Origin of the sequence: Desulfosoma caldarium (genome assembly GCF_003751385.1) — a bacterium.
In the GTDB taxonomy this organism is placed as follows: Bacteria; Desulfobacterota; Syntrophobacteria; order Syntrophobacterales; family DSM-9756; genus Desulfosoma; species Desulfosoma caldarium.
The window spans coordinates 429,743-446,625 of sequence record NZ_RJVA01000012.1 but is presented as its reverse complement, the minus strand read 5'-3'; the positions used below and the strand labels follow the sequence as shown (position 1 = coordinate 446,625).

General features: G+C 56.7%; 17 protein-coding genes. 3 read left to right on the top strand and 14 right to left on the bottom strand.

Going from position 1 to position 16,883, the window contains the following annotated elements; genetic code table 11:
- The 9 genes from EDC27_RS10175 to EDC27_RS16030 form a co-directional block, all read right to left on the bottom strand.
- A complete protein-coding gene (locus EDC27_RS10175; protein ID WP_123290560.1) occupies nucleotides 1–504 on the bottom strand; it encodes a 3-isopropylmalate dehydratase small subunit in 504 nt (167 codons plus the stop codon).
- A gap of 128 nt (nucleotides 505–632) precedes the next feature.
- On the bottom strand, nucleotides 633–1,895 hold the full coding sequence (gene leuC / locus EDC27_RS10170) for a 3-isopropylmalate dehydratase large subunit (protein WP_123290495.1): 1,263 nt from the start codon (nucleotides 1,893–1,895) through the stop codon (nucleotides 633–635).
- A gap of 24 nt (nucleotides 1,896–1,919) precedes the next feature.
- Nucleotides 1,920–2,756, bottom strand: coding sequence for a CDP-diacylglycerol--serine O-phosphatidyltransferase (pssA, locus tag EDC27_RS10165; protein WP_123290494.1), 837 nt, complete (start codon nucleotides 2,754–2,756; stop codon nucleotides 1,920–1,922).
- Nucleotides 2,741–3,418 (bottom strand): phosphatidylserine decarboxylase family protein, encoded by a 678-nt coding sequence (locus EDC27_RS10160; RefSeq protein WP_123290493.1) that lies wholly within the window; start codon nucleotides 3,416–3,418, stop codon nucleotides 2,741–2,743. Before EDC27_RS10160 ends, pssA begins: the two co-directional genes overlap by 16 nt.
- 466 nt (nucleotides 3,419–3,884) lie before the next feature.
- Complete coding sequence (gene ilvC, locus EDC27_RS10155; RefSeq protein ID WP_123290492.1) at nucleotides 3,885–4,886, bottom strand: ketol-acid reductoisomerase; 1,002 nt, start codon at nucleotides 4,884–4,886, stop codon at nucleotides 3,885–3,887.
- A 23-nt stretch (nucleotides 4,887–4,909) separates the two neighbouring features.
- Entirely contained in the window at nucleotides 4,910–5,392 is a 483-nt protein-coding gene (gene ilvN, locus EDC27_RS10150) for an acetolactate synthase small subunit (protein WP_123290559.1), read from the bottom strand.
- Nucleotides 5,393–5,412: 20 nt separating this feature from the next.
- Entirely contained in the window at nucleotides 5,413–7,131 is a 1,719-nt protein-coding gene (gene ilvB, locus EDC27_RS10145; RefSeq protein WP_123290491.1) for a biosynthetic-type acetolactate synthase large subunit, read from the bottom strand.
- Between the two features lie 1,078 nt (nucleotides 7,132–8,209).
- Nucleotides 8,210–8,629 (bottom strand): hypothetical protein, encoded by a 420-nt coding sequence (locus tag EDC27_RS10140; protein ID WP_123290490.1) that lies wholly within the window; start codon nucleotides 8,627–8,629, stop codon nucleotides 8,210–8,212.
- Nucleotides 8,630–8,956: 327 nt separating this feature from the next.
- Nucleotides 8,957–9,100, bottom strand: coding sequence for a hypothetical protein (locus EDC27_RS16030; protein ID WP_170161745.1), 144 nt, complete (start codon nucleotides 9,098–9,100; stop codon nucleotides 8,957–8,959).
- A gap of 334 nt (nucleotides 9,101–9,434) precedes the next feature.
- On the opposite strand from EDC27_RS16030, the gene EDC27_RS10135 reads away from it, so the two are divergent.
- The 3 genes from EDC27_RS10135 to EDC27_RS10125 all read left to right on the top strand — a co-directional run bounded on the left by EDC27_RS10135 (nucleotide 9,435) and on the right by EDC27_RS10125 (nucleotide 11,695).
- The gene (locus EDC27_RS10135) at nucleotides 9,435–9,911 is read left to right on the top strand and encodes an FKBP-type peptidyl-prolyl cis-trans isomerase (protein WP_123290489.1); all 477 of its coding nucleotides are present in this window, start codon (nucleotides 9,435–9,437) and stop codon (nucleotides 9,909–9,911) included.
- Nucleotides 9,912–9,938: 27 nt separating this feature from the next.
- Nucleotides 9,939–10,586, top strand: a complete 648-nt coding sequence (locus tag EDC27_RS10130; protein WP_123290558.1) for an HD domain-containing protein — start codon at nucleotides 9,939–9,941, stop codon at nucleotides 10,584–10,586.
- A 257-nt stretch (nucleotides 10,587–10,843) separates the two neighbouring features.
- Nucleotides 10,844–11,695: a chemotaxis protein CheW gene (locus tag EDC27_RS10125; protein ID WP_123290488.1), complete on the top strand. Its 852-nt coding sequence runs from the start codon at nucleotides 10,844–10,846 to the stop codon at nucleotides 11,693–11,695.
- Between the two features lie 194 nt (nucleotides 11,696–11,889).
- On the opposite strand, the gene EDC27_RS10120 is transcribed toward EDC27_RS10125, so the two are convergent.
- The 5 genes from EDC27_RS10120 to cbiM all read right to left on the bottom strand — a co-directional run bounded on the left by EDC27_RS10120 (nucleotide 11,890) and on the right by cbiM (nucleotide 16,701).
- Nucleotides 11,890–12,255: a hypothetical protein gene (locus EDC27_RS10120; RefSeq protein WP_123290487.1), complete on the bottom strand. Its 366-nt coding sequence runs from the start codon at nucleotides 12,253–12,255 to the stop codon at nucleotides 11,890–11,892.
- Nucleotides 12,256–12,282: 27 nt separating this feature from the next.
- The gene (locus EDC27_RS10115; protein ID WP_123290486.1) at nucleotides 12,283–13,221 is read right to left on the bottom strand and encodes an ADP-ribosylglycohydrolase family protein; all 939 of its coding nucleotides are present in this window, start codon (nucleotides 13,219–13,221) and stop codon (nucleotides 12,283–12,285) included.
- Nucleotides 13,222–13,232: 11 nt separating this feature from the next.
- The gene (locus EDC27_RS10110; RefSeq protein ID WP_123290485.1) at nucleotides 13,233–14,951 is read right to left on the bottom strand and encodes an ABC transporter ATP-binding protein; all 1,719 of its coding nucleotides are present in this window, start codon (nucleotides 14,949–14,951) and stop codon (nucleotides 13,233–13,235) included.
- A 206-nt stretch (nucleotides 14,952–15,157) separates the two neighbouring features.
- Entirely contained in the window at nucleotides 15,158–16,087 is a 930-nt protein-coding gene (cbiQ, locus tag EDC27_RS10105) for a cobalt ECF transporter T component CbiQ (protein WP_123290484.1), read from the bottom strand.
- On the bottom strand, nucleotides 16,084–16,701 hold the full coding sequence (cbiM, locus tag EDC27_RS10100; protein ID WP_123290483.1) for a cobalt transporter CbiM: 618 nt from the start codon (nucleotides 16,699–16,701) through the stop codon (nucleotides 16,084–16,086). Before cbiM ends, cbiQ begins: the two co-directional genes overlap by 4 nt.
- Nucleotides 16,702–16,883 lie beyond the last annotated feature (182 nt).

Below are 16,883 nucleotides of genomic sequence, written 5' to 3'. Positions count from 1 at the left end.
TCACAATTCCGTCAGATGGTGTTTCTTCACATAAGCCATCAAGCCTCCGGATTGAAGCAGTTCAATCATGAACGGCGGCACCGGTTCCGACCGGTACGTTTTGCCTTGACGATCATTGCGGATTTCTCCTGTTTCCAGGCACACGGTCAGGGTATCCCCTTCCCTCGCATCGCGCACCGCGTCCGCGCACTCCAAAATGGGAAGCCCCATGTTAAAGGCATTACGATAAAAAATCCGGGCAAAATTGACCGCGATGACACAGGCCACTCCCGCGGCCTTGAGGGCGATGGGCGCATGTTCCCTTGAGGAACCGCAGCCGAAATTCTTGCCCGCCACGACGATATCTCCAGGCCGCACCTTGGACGGAAACAGGGGGTCCGCATCTTCCATGCAATGTTTCGCCAGTTCAGAAGGATCCGAAGTGTTCAGGTACCGAGCCGGTATGATGGCGTCCGTGTCCACATCATCTCCAAAGAGCCACACGCGCCCCGTGATCTTGGTCATTCCGTTTCCGCATTCATTGGCACACACCATGACGCGCTCCATGCTTCTGAAATGTTCACATTGTATTGAGGACCCATTTGGCATCCGCCGAGGGAAACCTTATGGGCAGCGTGGTCCCATAGGACTCCTCAGCGCACTTCGTCCGGATGGGCGATGCGGCCAAGGACGGCCGATGCAGCCGCCACCGCCGGCGAACTCAGGTAAACTTCACTTTCCGGATGGCCCATGCGTCCCACAAAGTTTCGGTTCGTGGTGGCCACGGCGCGTTCTCCGGCGGCCAAGATGCCCATGTGCCCTCCCAAACACGGCCCGCACGTGGGCGTGCTCACGGCCGCTTCCGCATCGAGAAAGATTTCAATGAGCCCTTCCTTCAAGGCGTCATGATAGATCCGCTGTGTGGCCGGAATGATGAGACATCGCACAGAGGTATGGACTTTTCGGCCTTTGAGCACCAAGGCGGCTTCGCGAAGGTCTTCAAGGCGCCCATTGGTGCAGCTGCCGATGACCACCTGATCGATGGCTATGGATGGAAGTTCGGTCACCGGTTTCACATTTTCGGGAAGGTGCGGCAAAGCCACCATGGGATCCAAGGCAGAGACGTCCCATTCGTGAACCACATCGTAGGAAGCGTCCGCATCTGGGGCAAAGAACCTGTAAGGCCTTTGAGCTCGATCCTGAACGTAGTCTCTGGTGATGTCATCCGGAGCGATCAGGCCCACCTTGGCTCCCGCTTCAATGGCCATGTTGGCCATGGTCATGCGATGGCTCATGGGCAGGCGCTTGATGACCGGGCCCGTGAATTCCATGGCCATGTAGCGAGCGCCGTCCACGCCGATCTGTCCAATGGTGTAAAGGATCAGGTCCTTGCCGCCCACCCAGGGTTTGAGCTGTCCGTGATAGATGAGCTTCATGCTTGCAGGGACCTTAAACCAGGTGGTGCCGGTGATCATGGCCGCCGCCAGATCCGTGCTGCCCACGCCGGTAGCAAAGGCCCCCAGAGCGCCATAGGTGCAAGTGTGGCTGTCGGCTCCGATGATCACATCGCCCGGAAGCACCAGCCCCATTTCGGGAAGTAGGGCGTGTTCCACGCCCATGCGGCCTACGTCGAAGTAGTGAACGATGCCGAATTCCTTGGCGAAATCCCGAAGCATTTTCACCTGAATGGCCGAGGCAATGTCTTTGTTGGGCGTGAAATGATCGGGAATCAGAGCGATTCTTTGGGGGTCGAAGACCTTGTGCGCTCCGGTGCCGCGAAACGCCTTGATGGCAATGGGAGCGGTGATGTCGTTGCCGAAGCAGAAATCCACGGGCACTTCCAGAAGTTCCCCGGGATGCACGTGCGATCGGTTCGTATGGGCAGCGAGAATTTTTTCCGCAAGGGTCATGGGCATAGGGCGTTCCTTCCACTTCGAAGTTCAGCAGGCCGAGGATCCGTTTTCCTTGGGCAATTCGTGCGCAGAAGGGCCGTTTTCGGCCGTTTTGACGCGCTTTACTTTGCGATATACGTACCGCACCGGCCCCGAAAGGACATACACCGTAAATAGAATAAAGAGCATCATATACGGTTGAGCCGCCACCACGGTGACCAGAAGCACCAAAACGAAAAGCACGGGCAGAGGCCGTCCCTTGACCACTTCCAATTCCTTAAAGCTGTCATAGGGAATGCTGCTCACCATGAGAAACCCCAGTCCATAGGTTTCCAGCAAAAAGACGATGTGCACGGGACTAAAGTCTGAGCCCTTAATCTTCAACAGAAACAGCACGGTGGTTGCCACCATGCAAGCCGCTCCTGGAATGGGCAGGCCCGTAAAATATTTCTTACTTCCCGTGCCCGCCTGGACATTGAAGCGGGCCAGTCGCAGCGCGCCGCAGGCCACGAAAAGAAAAGCGGCCAGCCACCCTAAGCGCCCGAAGGGCTTGAGGGCCCAAAGATGCATGAGAAGCCCGGGACCCACTCCGAAAGCGACCAGGTCCGCCAGGGAATCGTATTCGACACCAAACCGGCTCGTGGCTTTGGTCAGCCGGGCGATTTTTCCATCCAAAATATCAAAGACGCACGAGACGAGAATGGCGATGGCGGCATTTTCGTAATGGCCATTGATGGAGCTAACGATGCCGTAAAAACCGGCAAACAAATTGGCCGTAGTGAAGAGGTTGGGCACCACGTAAGTCACCGACCCCGCTTGCCCATCGTCGGACCATCGGCGCTTCTTTCGCCGCTTGGCATAAAGCCGATTTACGGAATTCGACACAGAATCGTCTCCCCGGCAAAGACCTTTTGACCCTTGCGGACCAGGACTTCGCCTGTTGAAGGAATATAGAGGTCCAGTCGAGAACCGAACCGAATCATACCGAAGCGTTCACCACGGCGCACCGTGTCTCCCACCTGGGGCCAACAGACGATGCGACGGGCAATGAGGCCTGCCACTTGGGTCACCACCACCGAGGCTCCGGATGCCGTTTCGATGCGTATCCAGTTCTGCTCATTTTCCTTGCTCGCCTTTGCCTTGTCCGCCGCCAGGAATCTTCCTTTCTGGTAAAAGATGTCGGCGATGCGACCGGATATGGGAACCCGATTCACGTGCACGTCAAACACGTTCATGAAGATGCTGATCTTCCAACATGGCTGCCCCGTAAAACGCGGTTCGCTGGTTTTTTCCACCACGATGATGCGCCCGTCCGCCGGGGACACCACATCCCCTGGTCCCGCGTTGGACCATCGCACGGGATCCCGAAAGAAGTGCACCATGAGCACCGTCACTGCGGCCGAAAGAATGGCGGGAATGGCCCAGTCCAACAGGGCGAAGGTGAAGGTGACAAACATGCCCGTGAGCACGTAGGGAAGGCCTTCCGGAATGAATGGCACGTGATGTTTGAGGTGTCGAAAATCCGCCTCCGGTTGCGAATCGTTCATGTCCTTTTCCCGTCAAAACCATGAGCCGTGGGCCACGGTGCTCTCAACTGAATTTAGGCTCATCGTACAACCGATATTGCTCCCGCGAAGCTTGTCCCCGGCAGGAGCGAAGGTGGCCGTCACTTTCCGATGTATTGGGTGCCCCCAAACCGCCTCCACGTCACTGCCGCACAAGCGGGAGTCCACAAAGGCCGAAAACTTATAGATCCCCGCTTTTTCCCCGGGATGTCGGTGTGGGCTGAAATATTCGCGCCTTCAATAGGCGTCCGGTCCCCGCTTTCGCGGGGATAACCTGGCGTTTCTCGCAAGTGACGCGGATTTCAGCGGGAGCCACGCCGTGTTTCGCGCAGATGACGCGGCGTTTTCACAGCGTCAACCAAATCTATCCCCGAACACTTAAGGCGATTGGTCAAAGCAAAAAGCCTTCCGCACATTCTAAGCCCCAAGGGCATCTAAGGGCATGCGGCTAGGCGAATTCCTTGGCGTTCAGGAACGGCATCATGGCTCGAAGCCTCTTGCCCACCTGTTCCACCAGCTGGGCCCGCTCCCGCTGGCGCATGGCGCGAAACATGGGCGTGCCCGCCTGGTTTTCCAGGATCCATTCCTTGGCAAAGGCTCCTGTTTGAATTTCCTGAAGAATCTTTTTCATTTCCCGGCGCGTTTCTTCCGTGATGATGCGCCGGCCGCGCGTGTAGTCGCCATATTCGGCCGTATCGCTGATGGAATAGCGCATGTAGGACAGGCCGCCCTGGTAAATGAGGTCCACGATGAGTTTCAATTCGTGCATGCATTCAAAGAAGGCGATTTCCGGCTGGTAGCCCGCCTCCACGAGGGTTTCAAAGCCCGCCTTGATGAGTTCGGAAACGCCGCCGCACAGCACCGCTTGTTCCCCAAAGAGGTCCGTTTCCGTCTCCTCCTGAAACGTGGTTTCCATGACACCGGCCCGCGTGGCTCCGATGCCTCGAGCGTAGGCCAGCGCCGTCTGCAGCGCCTGACCACTGGCATCCTGGTGAACCGCCACCAAAGCCGGCACGCCGGCGCCCCGCACGTATTCGCTGCGCACCAGATGACCCGGACCTTTGGGCGCGACCATGACCACGTCCACATCCTTGGGTGGCACAATCTGCCCAAAATGAATGTTAAATCCGTGCGAGAAAAGAAGCGTCTTTCCTTGGGTCATGAACGGGGCGACGTCTTCTCGATACAGCTTGGCCTGAATGTGATCGGGGACCAGCATTTGAACCACATCGGCCTTTTCCGCTGCTTCCCGAGCACTCACCGGCTGAAAGCCGTCTTCTACAGCCTTTTCGTAGTTGGCCGATCCCGGCCGCTGCCCGACAATGACTTGAATGCCGCTGTCTCGAAGATTCTGGGCCTGCGCGTGCCCTTGGCTGCCGTAACCGATGACGGCCACCGTTTTGCCCTGAAGATACCGCGCATCAGCATCCGCTTCGTAAAAGATCCGCATAAAAGCCCCTCCTGGCATTTAGGTCAATGTTTTTTGGCGCGCGCAAGCGCGGCCTTACCCGTTCGTGCCACTTCCACGACGCCGATCTGGCCTAGGAGTTCCAAGATCGCTTGAATCTTGCCGTCATCCCCGGTGACTTCGATGGTGTAAAAATGGGGGCTGACATCCACCACCTTGGCTCGAAAAATGTCTACAATGCGAAGAACTTCGGCGCGCGTGTGTTGTTCGGCGCGCACCTTGATCAAGGCCATTTCCCGTTCCACGAATTCTGTGTCGCGAAAATCGTAGACCTTGATCACGTTGATGAGCTTGTTGAGCTGCTTGATGATCTGTTCCAGAATGTGCTGGTCGCCCATGGTCACCAGAGTGATGCGGGAAAGACCCGGTTCATTGGTCTCGGCCACGGTTAAGGATTCAATGTTGAACCCTCGGCCGCTGAAAAGCCCTGCCACCCGCGACAGCACACCGGGTTGGTTTTCCACCAGCACGCCAATGGTATGCCTCAAGCCGTTCTGTCGTGTCATGCTCATACCAGTAACATCTCCGATATGTTTTTGCCCGCCGGCACCATGGGATAGACACCCTCTTCCGGATTGACCCAAAAGTCGATCATTACCGGCCGTTTCGTAGAAAAAGCTTCCCGCAGGACCGGCTCCACCTCTTCGGGCTTGGTGGCCCGAAGCCCCACAGCGCCGTAAGCGTCGGCGAGTTTCACGAAATCCGGGGAAGCATCCAGGCAAGTGGCGCAGTAATTCTTGCTGTAAAACAATTCCTGCCATTGGCGGACCATACCAAGAAATCGGTTATTCAAAATGGCCACCTTGACGGGCAGTTCATGGCACACGGCCGTTATCATTTCCTGAATGTTCATCTGAATGCTGCCGTCGCCGGCCACATCAATCACCAAGCGGTCTGGAAAAGCCGCTTGCGCGCCGATGGCTGCCGGAAGCCCGTAGCCCATGGTGCCCAGGCCGCCTGAGGTGAGAAGCGTGCGGGGTTTGGTAAAATGAAAATACTGAGCTGTCCACATCTGGTTCTGGCCCACTTCCGTGGTGATAATGGCATCTTCGGCGGCCAATTCGAAAATCTTTTCCACCACGAATTGAGGCTTGATGCCTTCCTTTTCCTGCTTGTAGGCCAGTGGATACGTCTCGCGCCACTGGCGGATTTGTTCGAGCCACGGCGTGCGAATTTCGTCCACGTTGGCAATGGGCTCTTTTCCCGCCAGTTCATTGAGTTGCTGCAGGGCCTTTTTGCAATCGCCCACAATGGGAATGTCCACAACCACGTTCTTGCTGATGCTGGTCGGATCCACATCGATGTGAATAATCTTGGCTTTGGGTGCGAAGCCGGAAATCTTTCCCGTCACGCGATCGTCAAAACGGGCGCCGATAGCGAAGAGCACATCGCAGTTCTGTACAGCCATGTTGGCCCGAAACGTTCCATGCATGCCAAGCATGCCCAGCCACAATGGATGCAGCACCCTCTGTCCTTTGTCGTTTTTGATTACGGCGGGAAAGCCACCCAAACCCATGAGGGTCGTCGTCACGGGCGCGCGAAGCCTTTCAGCCAGGCGTAATAGTTCCTTGTGAGCACTGGAAATGATCACACCACCTCCGGCGTAAAAGACCGGACGTTTGGCCGTCTTGAGCAATTCCCAGGCCCTGAGAATTTGGCCTTGATGTGGGTCGACGGTCGGCCGATACCCCCTGAGATGCACGGCCTTGGGGTAGCGAAATTCCGTGGACGATTGAATGACATCCTTGGGAAGATCCACCAACACAGGGCCGGGGCGGCCGGTGCGTGCCAGGTAAAAGGCTTCTCGAATAACACGGGCCAGATCTTTCACATCCTTCACCAGATAGTTGTGTTTGGTGCAAGGACGCGTGATGCCCACAATATCCACTTCCTGAAAGGCGTCGTTGCCGATGAGCGGTGTTGGCACCTGACCGGTGAAGACCACCATGGGCACAGAATCCATGTACGCCGTGGCGATGCCCGTCACCGTGTTGGTGGCCCCGGGTCCCGATGTCACCAAACAGACCCCCACCTTGCCCGTGGCCCGCGCATAGCCGTCGGCCATATGAGCGGCCCCCTGTTCATGACGGACGAGAATGTGGCGAATGGGATGATTGCGCATCTCGTGATAGATGTCCAAAATCGCCCCGCCCGGAAAGCCGAAAATGATTTCCACGCCTTCCTTTTTCAAACATTCGAAAAAAATCTGGGCTCCTGTCAGTTTCATGGGCTTCCTCAAAAGACCTGGAGAACACCGCGGCCCACGCGCCGGGCCACCACGGCCTCCCAAAGGGTTTGATGGTGGCTAACTCCTTTTGTTCCTTTACCTTTCCTTGCGAGTGAAGCGTCACTTTAGAGAAATTGTTCAAGAGTGTCAACGACTGCGCATTCCCCCCAATCCACCGCCTATCAACGGGCGAAGGTCGGCGGGGCTTTTCTCGAGGGCCATTTTTGCGTTCTGACGTTTGTTGCCCAGGGTTTTATGCCGTCGGACCGTGATTTTTATAAAAACGTGCAATGACTCCTAGGAATCAAAACCGAATTGTGCGTTATTGTGATCATGCTACCCTTGGTTTGTCTGTCCGGATCACGTGGTGCCCCGGTATCCATGGGCGTGCCCCAAAGGCAGACACAGGGTGGGGGCATTTGGGCAGGGGACATTTTCATTCCGTGCTCATACCGAAGGGTTGAGATCGCTTTAAACCGCTGCACCCCATCCGAAAACGACATCTGCACCCCATTCGGCAACAATATTTGGACGACATTTCGCAACAACACTCGAATTCCAGATCCGGCCACCCCAACGTAGGGGCAGCCCTTGTGGCTGCCCCTGATTTGATCAGGCACAAGGGCCTGCCCCTACGCGAGGCATCCATGCCGATTGCCAGGGAATTCGGCCGTTTGACAGGGCATTTATTCAGATGTGCCACAGATCGTCGGGTTCTAATGTGGTGGCCGATGGATTCTCGCGGTCTATAGACCAACGTTGGGGGTTGTCCGGTTGACATCGTGCTCGCGTGCCACATTGACGGTGGTTTTAAGGCCTTTGAGAATCTTTATCACCATCTCCCTTTGACGATCGGCAGTCCATCTTTGCCTTCAAAGGGGCTTAACCACGCTTTCTTTCACCACACGCCCCCATTTGCAGACCAAATCGACTTTCAATGGCTGGTCCTGTCCGGTGCGGTCTCACGTATGTGAGGACCGGACGGTGGACCGTGGCTCCGGCTCAAGCTTTTTCCCGAGGAGAATGTGAAAAGAGGCGTGCAGAAGCGTGGGGCGCCTGAATGCAGGAGGATGGGCAGCTACAGGAGATGATAGCTCCTGAGAATAGATGCCAGATCCTCGTTTTTGGCAGCAAATTCGCGCAGGGCCAGGATCACGTCCCGAAGACGGCCTTCCCGCTCCAGGTCCTCCTTGGTCTCCTTTTTCGCTTGCGAGATGATGGTTCGCCGCTCCCAATAAGCGAACCCGATGACCGCCACCACAAGGGATGTGAAAATGCCGGCGAGAATGTAGAGAAAGTGAATGAGCTGATCAAAGCGTTTATCCACTTGCTCAATGCGTTTATCCATCTCCAGCATGCGGGTGCGCAATTCGACGAGCAGATCCCGATCTTGGCGTGTGAATCCGGGCTCTTGGGCGAGCAGCGGGACGGAAGCGTTCAAGACCCCGAAAACCGTGACCATGAGAACCACCAGCCATGCGCGTTGTTGTTTTTTCATCGCAGTCTCCTTCAGACGCTTTACTCGTTTGATTATCACGAGGCGTCGAGATTGGCAAGATGAGCGCAGGTCACAGAACCCAGCGTCTATTGACCGGCAGAGGTTGGCGGCGCCTACGCCTACGGGACTCTCGACACCTTTTCCGAGTCGCGACGTCAACGCCGAGGCAGTCCAAAGGCTTCACCCGGCGAAGCACTGGGCATAACCCTTCGTTGACCTACAGCTCATCAAGATCCGCGACGCACTTTCCCCCTGGGAAATTGAGCAAAATCGGCGCCATGACCATGTGCTCGTCACCCCACCCTTGACGGCTCCCCTCCCAAATCTTCACATGACATGCCGCCTGATGGCATCGCGCATTCCTCCCACCTGCGCCAGGTCGAGATAGGCGGGAAACCCGACCGTCGCGGTGAGTCCGGTAACACGGCCCTGTTCTTTCTCCTCGAAAGGAGGAACGCCCTGTGCCGTCATCTTGCACCTCGTTGGGTATAGCGTGTCTCTGGAATCCGCATCCTATTTAACGTAATGTATGTGCACCAAGAGGTTTTTTCCCCTTTTTACTGATAGTGGATCTGGGATTGACAAGAGGCGTTGGGTGTAGGAAGGTGAGATGGTCCATAGACTGGCGAGGCCGACCTCGGGTTTTTCGAAGCCCCTCGCAGGAACGCCTTCGAAGAAGCGGGGCAAACCGCAAGACCCGATCGCGCCGTGCAGCCCTCTTCGGGATCCTACAGTAAGCGGATTTGCGCGTAGGCTGCCGGCGACTGTAGTTTGTTGTGCTTAGTAAGACCTAGAGGCTGTGCTCATGAAAGTTCAACCCCACTGTTCGGTGACGCTTCACTACACCATGGAACCGGAGGACGACGCGCCCTTTCCTTTTCCCACTGGCCCCTTTCGCATGGAATGCCTCATTGGGCATGGCGTGCTGCTTCCGGCTTTGGAAGAGGCCCTTCTTGGAAGGAATGAAGGGGAGACGGTGGAGGTGCTGCTGCCGCCGGGGGCTTTTGGGCAGGATTCTTCTCCAAAGCGTTTGGTGCCCTTGTCTGTGGAAGACATTGCCGAGCACGGCCCACATGAACCGGGTGCCATTCGGCACATCATGGACGCCCAACGCCGGCTGCAACCCTTTCGCGTGGTGAAGCAGGACGGTCGCCTGGTGTGGGCGGATTTCCGTCATCCCTTTGCCGATCGGTCTTTTCGGTTTCGCGTTCGCGTGGAAAAGGTTCGGTGGGCCACATTGGATGAGATCAAAAACGCGGCCCGTCATGGTGCTCACCATTGACGCCTTGAAAGCATGTTAATGGATTCCATGAAGGACCAAGGCCCTACCGTCGAGCCTTTCGACCAAACTTCCCAATCTCCCGCGGATCTTCGTGCTGTGGCCCATTTCTTTTTCGAGATGGGCATGCTGAAGCGCACGGCCCGTTCCGGGTTTCAATTTTTGGGCACAGGCAAGGAATCCGTCGCCGACCACTGTTTTCGCGTGGCGATCATCGGTTTTGCCTTGGCGCGCCTCAGCGGTCATGAGGACCCATACCGCGTCTTGTGCCTGTGCTTGTTTCACGACATGGCGGAAGCGCGCACGGGCGACATGAACTACGTGAACAAACAATACGTCACCGTCCACGAAGACAAGGCAGTGCGGGATCTTACGGGGCGCCTTCCCTTTGGCATGGAACTGCGCTCTTTCATGGACGAATACCGAGCAGGCCAAACGGAAGCCGCTCGTTTGGCCCACGATGCCGATCAGTTGGACCTCTTGCTGGAACTCAAACAGCAGCAAGACCTCGGCAACGCTTATGCCACCGAATGGATTCGCTATGCCGTTGAGCGTTTGCAGACCCCTTTGGGTCGCCAAGCGGCCCGCGTCATTCTGGAAACCGACTCCGCTGCTTGGTGGTTTGACGGACACGACGACTGGTGGGTGCCAAGACATCGGCATCAAAAAAAGCCCTGAGAAGTGCCCTAGCCCCTCGCAATTCGGGATGGCCGCCGTTGTTCTGAAGCTGATTCCGCGAAAGTGAAAGCCTGCGCCGTGGGGCCACCTCCCTTGAATGGACGACACACCACGAGGCCTTGACCCATGCCGGGGCGCTGTTGGCGCAGGAAGGGCCCCGTCGGGCCGTTCCCATTCCCAACACATTTTCTGATGGGCTCTTAGGTGTTTAGGGATACCAACGACACTGACATTGAAGGCTTGGGAGGTGCCTGAATATGACGGGATTGGAGGACAAATCGTCCAAGGTTCAGAATGTGGCCTACAGAGGTTACATCGATGGATCCGTAGACTTTTTCGGCCCGCAGATAGAGGTCTTAACGGGTTATCGGCGAGATGAATTTCTTTCTCGTCAAGTCAAGTGGACGGACATCATTTTTGAGGAAGACAGACATCATGTGAAAAATGCGTTTGTTCAGGCTCTTAAAGGGGATAAGACCTATAGTCGTCAATATCGTATTCGGACGAAGAAAGGGGACGTGCTCTGGATTCAAGAATGGGGCCAGATCGTCTGCGACGACCAGGGCAAGGTGGAATATGTCCTCGGGATTCTTGTGGACATCACAGAGCGTAAGCACTCAGAAGAATTGGATCTTCGAATAAAGAAAAGAACAGGGAAATATCTCGTATTCATCCTGAACAAACAAGACTTTGCGGTTCCCATTCAAAGGGTGAAAGAAATTGTGGGGCTTCTCCCGATTACTGCACTGCCTCAGGCTCCGCCGCATATCCGCGGTATCATCAACCTTCGTGGAAAGATCATTCCCGTAGTTGATCTGCATTTGAGGCTCCAAGTGGATTCCCAAGGGATTGGAGAGAGAGCGGCCATCATCATTTTGGATGTTGAAGTCGCCAACACGATTATTCCCGTTGGGGTTCTGGTGGATGCCGTCTCTGAGGTGTTGAACATTCAAGGAGAGCATATCGAAGAGATGGAAGAAGTCTTTTATGAGGAAAACAGTAAGATTTTCTCGGGAATGGCCAAAGTGGATGGCAAGGTCAAAATCATCTTGAATGTGGACCGTGTGATAGAAGTGGAAGACCTGGAGACCCTCCCCGTCCAAAGCTGAATGCCTAGACGATTCGAGAGAGGGAAAACGACGTTTCGCTCCGTTTTCTTCTGTCAATGGGACTATGGCCGTCCGTGATGCCTCCTGGTGTTTGTGCCGAGGCCCTTCAGAAGGGTTGGCATTCTCAGGAGAGGTTGCCGAAGGACAAGAGCGAGCGAAGCGACGAGGATCCATTCGGCCGGCATGGTCTGGACTCAGGGTTTCTTTTTCAGCTTGCGTTCCCTAAGCGAAACCACGTTGGACGTCGTCTGTTCTGCAGATCCCTGGCGGTTCTGGGCGCCTTCGCTCCGCCCCGGCGCTTCACGGTCGGCGCCGGAGGCGTCTTCAGCAGGGGCTTCCACTTTCACCAGGCGCATGGGATGTCCGCCCATGGTGAATTCTTCGCCGTTGATATAGGCTTCTCGAAGAATCCAGGTCACGGTGATCAGCGGCACTTGAAGCACCAGCATCTTCACCTGCCACCAGTCCGGTTTGGGATCCGGCGCTATGTTTTCAATGCGAGCAAAAAACGCCGGTTTTCCTTCGATATGAACAAGCACCACATCGCCTTCACGCGTCATGGATCCTCTCCGTATCAGATGTTTCAGTCATGATCGCAGGGTTTCTTGGATTCGTGCGCCATCGATCTGTTCCATCAGCGTGCGGATTTTAGGTCCCGCGCGAAGCGCTTCGATCCATTCTTGAGGAATGGCCCGAAGCCCGTGATGCGCTCCCAGCACCATGCCCACCAAAAGGCCTCGGCCGGCGGAATCCCCACCGACCATAACGTTCTGAATGAGTCCCTCGCGCAGATCTTCGGCATATCGGGCGATGCAATGCACCACGGACGGAAGGGCTCCGTCCACAGCACAGCTTTGCCCGAAATCCAAAACGGCGGCTTCCGTTTCCATGGATGCGCTTTCCAGGCCGTGCCGCACCCATGATGCAAAAAGCTCCGGCAGAGAAAGCTTTTGCAAGGCGCTTTCCAAAGCGTCTTGCGGGTGCTTTCCCACAAGCACCTCTTGGGTGACCACCGTCCAGTAGGCCGCGGCCTCGACCACCATGGCGTTATTGTGGGTCATGGCCGTTTGGGCTCGCGCTGCGGCCACGCACGCTTGGGGATCGTCTGGCATGGCATAGAGGATCGGCCCTATGCGAGCCGCTCCGGCCAAATCCGTCGATGCCGACCCGGACGCCTCCGGCCCGTATCCTTCGGCGAAGCGCTGCAGGGTGCCCTTGGTGGCCTTGTCCACATAGCCTGTGTAGTTTGCGAAAAGTTTTCGCCATCGGGAGGCAAAATCCTGAAGGTCAAAGCGAGCCCGGCAGGCAGCGACGGATTCCAGAAGCACCAGCATCTGATCGCCGTAGTGGGTGAAGTCTCCTGCCGACTTTCCGGGATGGTAGGAATTCGGTCCCGGCGTCACGTAGCGTTCCAAGCGCCCGAAGCGCTCTTGAATCGCTTTGGGATCGTAGATCCAATGGGCTCCTAAGGCCAAAGCATCGGCGGCAAAGGCCGCCCAAAGCATTCCTTGGCGTTTTTCGTCCATCGCGCATTCCTTCACCCATGCTCATGGTGCTCAAGATCACGCATGGCCAGAATCTGCCGGCAGCATCGATTGTGGTACGTCACGTCTAATCCATAACGCGATTGCAGTCCGTCGTCCATGAGGAAATTTTCCGTGGAAAGGTCCTGCACCAAACAGCCCTCATGAAGGAGCAGGATGCGGTCGGTGAGGGAGGAGACAAAGCAGATGTCGTGACTGATGAGGATCAGGGTCGTTGCCAGCTCATCCAGGATTTCAAGAAGCCGTTTTTCGCTTTCCGGATCCAGGTTGGCCGTCGGTTCATCCAAAATGAGCACGCGAGGTTCCATGGCCAACACGGCGGCAAGAGACAATCGCTTGCGCTCCCCCGCACTGAGCTGGTGTGGCACTCGATGCTCCAGGCCTTTTAGGCCGACCAGATCCAGTGCCGACCGAACGCGGCGCCCCAGTTCCGGGTCTTTTACGCCCAAATATTTCAGCCCGAAAGCCACCTCGTCCCATACACTGGCAGAAACCATCTGGTCCATGGAGTCCTGAAAGACCATGCCCACGGAACGCCATAAGTGCTTTTTGACGCGCTTGTCCACGCGTTGGCCCTGAAAACGATAAAGACCCCTTCCGGTGCGAATCCCCAGAAGCACCGACGCCAGGGTGGATTTTCCCGCGCCGTTTTCTCCGAGAAGCGCGATGCGCTCGCCGTCGTGCACCTTCAAAGAAACCTTTCGAAGTCCCCACGTGCCATCGGGATAGCGGTACGAATAGTCGTGCAGTTCCAGAAGCGGAACGTGGTCGACGCCTGCCGCCCGGTCCATGACACAGAATGGCGGCACGGCTTGCCGTGAGCCGGCTCCTGATAGGCCATGCGATTGGGGTTCTTTTCTTACCACGGCGCTTCTTGAGTCATCGGAGTGATGATCCAATGAGTCATGGTCGTGGGCCAAGGCGCCTTCGTGCCCATGGCGGCAGCACTGGACGCGGAAACTGAAATCCAGTCCATGTTCCTTGAGGGAAGCGCGGTGGGCGATGAAGTCATGAAAATCCATGTCGTGATGCAGGCTTCCACGGTGAAGCACGACAGCCCGATCACAGAACCCGTAAAGAAACATGAGGTCGTGGCTGATACAAATGAGCGTTCCCGAGAAGCGATGAAGAGCTTCCAGAAGCTTTTCCGTGTTCTTGGAATCCAGGTTGGCCGTGGGTTCGTCGAGAATGAGCACCGAGGGGTCGCAGGCCAGAATCGCGGCCAGAGCCGCCCGTTTTCGCTGGCCGTAGCTCAAATGGTGAGGTGCCTTGGCGGCATAAGGGCTTAAGTCCATCAGGGCCAGCATTTGGGAGACGATGGCCGCGGTCCGTTCCGTCGGGACACCCGCATTGAGGGGCCCAAAGGCCACATCGTCCGCCAGGCGTGTGCAAAAGAGATGATCGTCCGGGTCCTGAAAGAGCAGGCCCACGTGGCGCCGCAGATGGGCCAGATCCTCTTTCATTACGGGTCGGCCTTCAAACCACACACGCCCCTGCGTGGGGCTGATGAGGCCGCAGAGCATTCTGGCCAGAGTGGTTTTGCCCGATCCGTTCTGGCCAACCAGGGCAATTTTTTCCCCATGGCCGAAGCTCAAAGAGACGCCGCGCAAGGCCTCTTGACCGTTCGGATACGTGTAGGAAACGTTCTCAAGGTGAAAAAGGACCGATGGCGCAAGGGGTTTTACGGGAATCGGAGCTGCTTGCCAGTGCATATTAGAACCTCAAAGGGCGCCGCGTGAAGAGTCCATGAAAAAAACCGGGGTTCCCATTCGGCAGGTTCTCGAAAAAATGGCCTTGGGGCTCATGGGCGTGGGATCGTCGCCCCTGTGATAACGAGCCATTGGTGAATGATTTTCCCTTCGAGCGCCATGGTCACCAAATCAGGACGTGCCGATTCGTTGCTATATCGGATAGAGGGCTACCCAGGCCAGCGGTCGGCCGCAAGCACGCCCAAAGACGCCACAGCCCATGCCGACCCCCATGCCCAATCCGCAGGGGTGAGCGCAAACCGCACCGTGGACGGAAACACGCCACGATATCCCCGGCATAGCATGGCTTCATAGACCCTCTGCGTGCGTTCCATGCTGCGGACAAAGAGCATGCCCACAAAACAACTGAGGTCGTGCAGAGTGTACCGCCCCGTACGACTGCGAAATCCACGGACCGTCATGCCAATCCACATGCGCTGCATTTCATGCCGAAACACGAACACGTATCGATACATTAGAAGAAGCATCTGGCACAAGGTCACAGGGACACCCAACCTGTGCACGGCCGCCATGGTCACCGAAAATGGTGAAGTCCTCAGCATGGGTTCCATGATCAAGGCGACGATCACGGCCTTGGCCCCAATGCGCGCGGCCAATTCCAGACCTCGAAGATTCAAGGCGACGTAAGAGACGCCCTCGATGACGAGCCGCCCATCCCCTTCGCGAAAGGGCACCGTCAAGGGCATGATCACGAGAAGCATGAGCACAAAACCGCTGATGGCGCCAAGGCGCTGCGCCGCCCAGCGCCAGGGCGTGCGTGCCACAAGGACGGACACCACGGCGATGACCAAGCCCATGAAGACACTGGTCCACCGGTGGACAGAAACGGCGATGAATGCGAAAAGGGTCAGGGAAAGAATCTTGACACGCGGATCCCAGCGATGAAAAAGGGACCGGCGGGCCTCGTCTGCGTCCAGTTCGGGCAAAGGCGTGTCCAGTTCCGATGCCGGCGAATGCTCCCGCATCGACGCCTTTTTTACCCGAGCCACATGCCTGAAGAACCAGAAAGCCGCAAGGATTGCGGCCATTCCGCCCAATCCCGCCCCTAGCCATTCCCAGGGAAGGACCACCGTGTTCACGCGCCCCTCCGCTCCATGGGCGCCCACAAAAGCTCCGGCTTCACCTTTTGAAGAAAACCGACCACAAAGGCCGAGACCACCCCTTCCACCACAAGAACCGGCACGTGGGCCAGTATGGCAATCTTGGCCACACCGAAAAAGTCTTCACCCCCCGTTGCCAATAAAGCGGCGAGAATCAGGGCAGCCAGAGCCACGGCCGTGCCGGAAGCCAATGCCGCTACCACGGGCATTCCCTTGCCTTGGCGGCCTGACGCGCGCCGATACAACCATGCAGCACACCAGGCCGGCAAGCCCATCATGAGGCCATTGGCCCCCAAGGCGGTGAGCCCTCCGAATTGAAACAGCAGTGACTGCAGGACCAATCCCAAGAAAATGGACAAGAACGCGCTCCAACCCGTAAGGATTCCCACCAGACCGGGAAGCAAGAGATGCACACTGGTGGGGCCAAGAGGTACATGAATGAGGGAAGCCACAAAGAAGGCCGACGTCATCACGGCAATCTTGGGTAAATTGTCCGGGTCGGTTTTCTTGAGACTCACAGCGACGCACAACCCCGACGCCACAAAGGATCCCACCGCCACGGCCGTGGGAAGAACACCGTCGGAAAGATGCATAAGGCAAATCCTTTCCTTTTCGGCAGGCCGCCTGCTGAAACGTGCTCCGAAAGAGCGCTCGAAAACGTCTCCTTCGCAAAAGCTTCATTGTGATTCACAGTCGGCCCGCATACCCCGATGCTGAAAGGTCGCTCGAAATGCCTTCCTCTGGGGAACCGTTTTGGCATTTCGTGAAGCTGCCA